The following is a 5,501-nucleotide window of genomic DNA, read 5'->3' as shown; positions in this document are numbered from 1 at the left end:
CGAGGCCGGGCCACTCGACCGGCAGGCCGGCGGCGAAGAGGCGGGCGAGCGCGGTGCGGAAGGTGCGGGGTTCGTCGTGGTCGCGGCGCAGCAGCGGCACGACCGCGGCGTCGTCGCTCGCGGCGAGCCCGGCGAGGACGGCGTCCGGGCCGACTTCGACGAACTTGTCGACGTGCCACGCCCGCAGCGCGCGCAGGGCGTCGGCGAAGCGGACCGTGTCACGGACCTGCCGCACCCAGTACGCCGGGTCGGTGACGCTTCCGTTCGCCACCACCGGAATCGCGGGCTCGTGGTAGGTCACCCCGGCCGCGACTTCGCCGAACTCGGCGAGCATCGGGTCCATTGCGGACGAATGGAAGGCGTGCGAGACCGAAAGCCGTTTGGCGTCATCGAAGTGCGCCGCGACGGCCGTGACGGCGTCCTCGGGGCCGGAGATCACGACCGACCGCGGGCCGTTGACTGCGGCGAGGTCGACGCCGTCGGTGAGCAGGGGCCGGACTTCGGCTTCGGTGGCCCGCAAGGCGACCATCGCCCCGCCGGGCGGCAGGGCCTGCATCAGCCGGCCGCGGGCGGTGACCAGCCGGGCCGCGTCGGCCAGGGAGAACACCCCGGCGACGTGCGCGGCCGCGAGTTCGCCGATCGAGTGCCCGGCGACGTAGTCCGGGCGGACGCCCCGCACGGTCAACGTGTGGAACAGCGCGACCTCGACGGCGAACAGCGCGGCCTGGGCGTACTCGGTCCGGTCGAGCGCGGCGGCATCGTCACCCCACATGACGTCGCGGACCGCCGGGTCGAGTTCGGCGAGCACGGCGTCGAGCGCGGCGGCGAAATCCGGGTCGGCGACCAGTTCGCGGCCCATGCCGAGGCGCTGGGAACCCTGGCCGGAGAACAGGAACGCGGTCCGGCCCGGCGCGGGCGTGCCGGTGACGACGTCCGAGTGCTCGCTGCCCTCCGCGAACGCAGTCAGCGCGTCGTGACCGAAGACGACGGCTCGTTCGTCGAAGCGGGCGCGACCGTGGATCAGGGTCCATGCGACGTCGCGCGGATCGTGCTGTCCGATGTGGACGCTGAGGTGCTTTGCCTGGCTGCGCACAGCTTCCGGGCTCCTGGCGCTGATCAGCCACGGCACCTCGGGCGCCGCGGGCCGCTCGGGCGCCGGGCGTGGGGCGGGCTGTTCCAGGATGACGTGGGCGTTCGTGCCGCTGATGCCGAAGGACGACACACCCGCCCGGCGGGGGCGGTTCGTGTCGGGCCACGGCGTTTCGGCGGTGGCCAGCTCGACCGCGCCCGCGGTCCAGTCGACGTGCCCCGACGGTTCGGTGACGTGCAGGGTCCGCGGCACGACGCCGTGCCGCATCGCCTGGACGACCTTGATGATCCCGGCGACGCCGGACGCGGCCTGCGTGTGCCCGATGTTGGACTTCACCGAACCGAGCAGGAGCGGTGTCGAGCGGTCCTGCCCGTAGGTCGCGAGGAGGGCCTGAGCTTCGATCGGGTCGCCCAGGGTGGTGCCGGTGCCGTGCGCTTCCACGACGTCGACGTCCGAAGTGGATAGACCGGCGCCGGCGAGCGCGGCGCGGATGACGCGTTGCTGTGACGGGCCGTTGGGCGCGGTGAGGCCGTTGGACGCACCGTCCTGGTTGACCGCCGAACCGCGCACCACGGCGAGGATCTCGTGGCCGTGGCGTTCGGCGTCGGACAGCCGTTCCAGCACGAGCATGCCGACGCCTTCCGACCAGCCGACGCCGTTCGCGCTGTCGGAGAACGGCTTGCAACGTCCGTCGGTGGCGAGCCCGCGCTGGCGGGAGAACTCGACGAACGCGGCCGGGGTCGACATGACCGTGACGCCGCCGGCGAGGGCGAGGTCGCAGTCGCCGGACCGCAGGGCCTGCGCGGCCCAGTGCAACGCCACCAGCGACGACGAACACGCCGTGTCCACGGTGACCGCGGGGCCTTCGAGCCCGAGGGTGTAGGCGACCCGGCCGGACGCGACGCTGCCCGCGCTGCCGCTGGTCTTGTAGCCCTCGGCGTCTTCGCCGCCGTCGAGCAGGCGGCTGTAGTCGCCGTACATCACGCCGGCGAACACGCCGGTGGCGCTGCCCCGCAGCGACGACGGGTCGACGCCCGCGCTTTCCACCGCGGCCCAGGAGGTTTCGAGCAGCAGGCGCTGCTGGACGTCGGTCGCGACGGCCTCGCGCGGGCTCATCCCGAAGAACCCGGCGTCGAAGTCGGCGGCGTCGTGCAGGAACCCGCCGTGGCGCGTGTAGGACGTACCGGGGTGGGCCGGGTCCGGGTCGTAGAGCGCGGCGAGGTCCCAGCCGCGGTTCGCCGGGAAACCGGTGATGGCGTCGCCGCCGGTTTCGACCAGCCGCCAGAGGTCCTCGGGCGAGGCGACGCCGCCCGGGTAGCGGCAGGCCATGCCGACGATGACGATCGGGTCGCCGTCGACGGCCTTCGCGACGGGGGCCTGCTCGGCCGGTGCGTCGCCGGTGAGGTGGTCGGCGAGCGCGCCGACGGTCGGGTAGTCGAAGACGAGTGTCGCGGGCAGCCGCAGGCCGGTCGCGGCGGTGAGCCGGTTGCGCAGTTCGACGGCCGTGAGCGAGTCGAAGCCGAGTTCGGCGAACGACTTGGCGGCGGTGATCCGCTCGGTGCCCCGGTGCCCGAGGACGTGCGCGACCTCGTTCGCGACGACGACCCCGGCCTCGGCGCGGTCGCGCGGCTGCCGTTCCAGTGTGGCCGTTGCCCGGCGAACCAGCGCGCGCACCAAGCCGCGCAAGGGGTACGGGAGGTCGTCGCGGCGGCGCAGGGCGGCCTTGTCGAGCCGGACGGGCAGGACCACGGGCGCGCCGGCGGCGAGGGCGGCGTCGAAGAGCGCGGTGCCCTGCTCGACGGTGAGCGGCGGATAGCCCGCGCGGGTGAACCGGTCGAGGCCGGTGCCGCCGAGGTCGGCGGTCATGCCGGACGTCGGGACCCACGGACCCCACGCGAGGCTGACGGTGTGCGGGCGGCGGCGGGCGAGCGCGTCGAGGAACGCGTTGGCGGCGGCGTAGTTGCCCTGGCCGGGGAGACCGAGGGTGCCGGAGACGGACGAGAAGAGGACGAGGGTCGTGTCGTCAGCGACGAGTTCGTGCAGGTACCAGGCAGCGTCGGCCTTGGGCCGGTGCACGGCCGCGAGGCGTTCCGGGGTGAGGTCGGCGAGGAGGACGTCGTCGAGCACCCCGGCCGCGTGGACGACGGCGTCGATCTCGTGGCCCCGGAGCAGTTCTTCGAGGGCTCCGCGGTCGGTGACATCGCAGGCCACGACCGTGACGTCGGCGCCTGCTTCGGTCAGTTCGCCGACCAGCTCGGCCGCACCAGGGCTGTCACCCCCGCGACGGCTGACGAGCAGCAGGCGCCGGGTCCCCTTCGCGACGAGGTGGCGGGCGATGACCGCGCCGAGCCCGCCGGTCCCGCCCGTGATGAGGACGGTCCCGTCCGGATCCCAGGCCGCACTTTCACGTGAAAGTGCGGGGCCCAGGTCGGCACTTTCACGTGAAAGTGCCGGGGTCAGGCGGGCGGCGAGGAGGGTGTTGTCGCGGAGGGCGAGCTGGGGTTCGTCGCTGGCGAGGGCGGCGAGGAGGAGGTCGGGGGACGCGGGCTCGGCCAGGTCGACCAGGCCGAAGCGGCCCGGGTGCTCGGACTGGGCCGCGCGGATCAGGCCCCACACGGCGGCGGCGGGCAGGTCCGTGCCGTCGGTCGCGCCGCGGGTCAGGAACACCAGCTTGCCCGTTTCGGACTCCGCGACCCAGCGTTGGGCCAGCTCCAGCGCCCGGCGGGTCAGGTCGTGCGCCGACGCCGCGACGTCCGCGCCGCCGGTCAGGCACGTCGCCACCAGCGGCACGCCGGTGAGGTCGTCGGTGGTGGGCAGTGTGAGGCCGAACGGGTTTTCGCCCCAGAGGACCGCGGGGGACGCGGCTGGGGCGGGCACCGGGGTCCAGTCCAGGGTGAACAGGGCGTCGGTGCGCTGGGCGACCGGGCGGTGTTCGCGCAGGTCGAGGGCGTCGATCGTGGCCACCGGGGTGCCGTCCGGGGCGGTCAGGGACAGGGCGTCCGCGCGGATGTGGACCCGGAGGGCGACCGCGCCCGACGCGTGCAGGCACACCCCGCGCCACGAGAACGGGAGTGCGCGGGACGGCGTGCCGGGGCGCAGCGTCAGGGCGTGCAAGGCCGCGTCGAGGAGGGCCGGGTGGAGGCCGAACTCCGCCGCCTCGGCGTGGTGCTCGTCGTCGAGCGCGACTTCGGCGAACACCTCGTCGCCACGGCGCCACGCCGCGTGCAGGCCGCGGAACCGGGGGCCGTACTCGAAGCCGTCCGCCGTGAAGTCCGCGTAGAAGTCCTGCAGCGCGACCGGGAGCGCGTCCGCGGGCGGCCAAGCGCCGGAAACGGCGGCGGGAGCGGGTGAAGCCGCGCTCAGTGTGCCGGTGGCGTGTTCGGTCCAGGGGTCCTCTTCGGACTGTCGTGAGTGGATGGCGACGGCGCGGGTGCCGTTCTCCCCCGGCTCTCCGACGCGCACCTGCACCCGCGCGGGCAGCACCAGGGGGACGGCCATGGTCAGCTCGTCGAGCCGCGGGCAGCCGCACTCGTCGCCGGCGCGGATGGCCAGCTCGGCCAGCGCCGTGCCCGGCAGGAGCGTCGTGCCCGCCACGACGTGCTCGGCCAGCCACGGCTGTGCGGCCACCGACAGCCTGCCGGTCAGGACCAGCTCGTCCGATCCGGCCAGCGAGACGACGTCGTCGAGCAGCGGGTGCGCCATCGTGCCCGCCACGCGGGCGGGCCGTGGCGAGGGCCAGAACCGTTCGCGCTGGAAGGGGTACGTCGGCAGGTCGACCGGCCGGCCGCCGATCGGCCAGCCGACGTCGGCACCGGCCACGAACAGCCGGGCCACGGCCTCGACGAACGCGACTTCTTCGCCACGGTCGCGGCGCAGCAGTGGTACCGCGAGCGCGTCCGGGACCAGCGCGGACAGCACGCCGTCCGGGCCGGCTTCGACGAACCGCGTCACCCCGGACGCGGTCAGCGTCGTGACGGCGTCGGCGAACCGGACCGCCTCCCGCGCGTGCCGCACCCAGTAATCCACTGTGGTCGGATCCGCACCCGATTCCACAGTGGACACGAACGGGATCCGCGGCGGAGCGAAGGTGATTCCACTGAGGACTTCGGCGAACTCCGCGAGCATCGGTTCCATCGACGGCGAGTGGAACGCGTGCGACACCGCCAGCCGCCGCGTCTTCTCGAACCGCGAGGCGACCGCGTCGACCGCCTCCGCCGTGCCGGACAGGACGATCGACCGCGGCCCGTTGACGGCGGCGAGCGCGACGTCCGGACCGAGCAGCGGGCGGACATCGTCCTCGCTCGCCACCACCGCGACCATCGCGCCGCCGTCGGGCAGCGCCTGCATCAGCGCGCCGCGGGCAGCGACCAGGCGGCACGCGTCGGCCAGGGAGAACACCCCGGCGGCGTGC

At 74.3% G+C, this 5,501-nt stretch carries 1 protein-coding gene; it reads right to left on the bottom strand.

All coding sequences use genetic code 11. The annotated features are described in order from the left end of the window. Positions 1-5,501 (bottom strand): type I polyketide synthase (locus G3I65_RS41320; RefSeq protein ID WP_160700901.1); only part of this gene is annotated, 5,501 nt, incomplete at both ends.

Source organism: Amycolatopsis sp. SID8362 (assembly GCF_010550475.1).
GTDB lineage: Bacteria > Actinomycetota > Actinomycetes > Mycobacteriales > Pseudonocardiaceae > Amycolatopsis > Amycolatopsis eburnea.
This window is presented reverse-complemented; position numbering and strand designations above follow the sequence as displayed.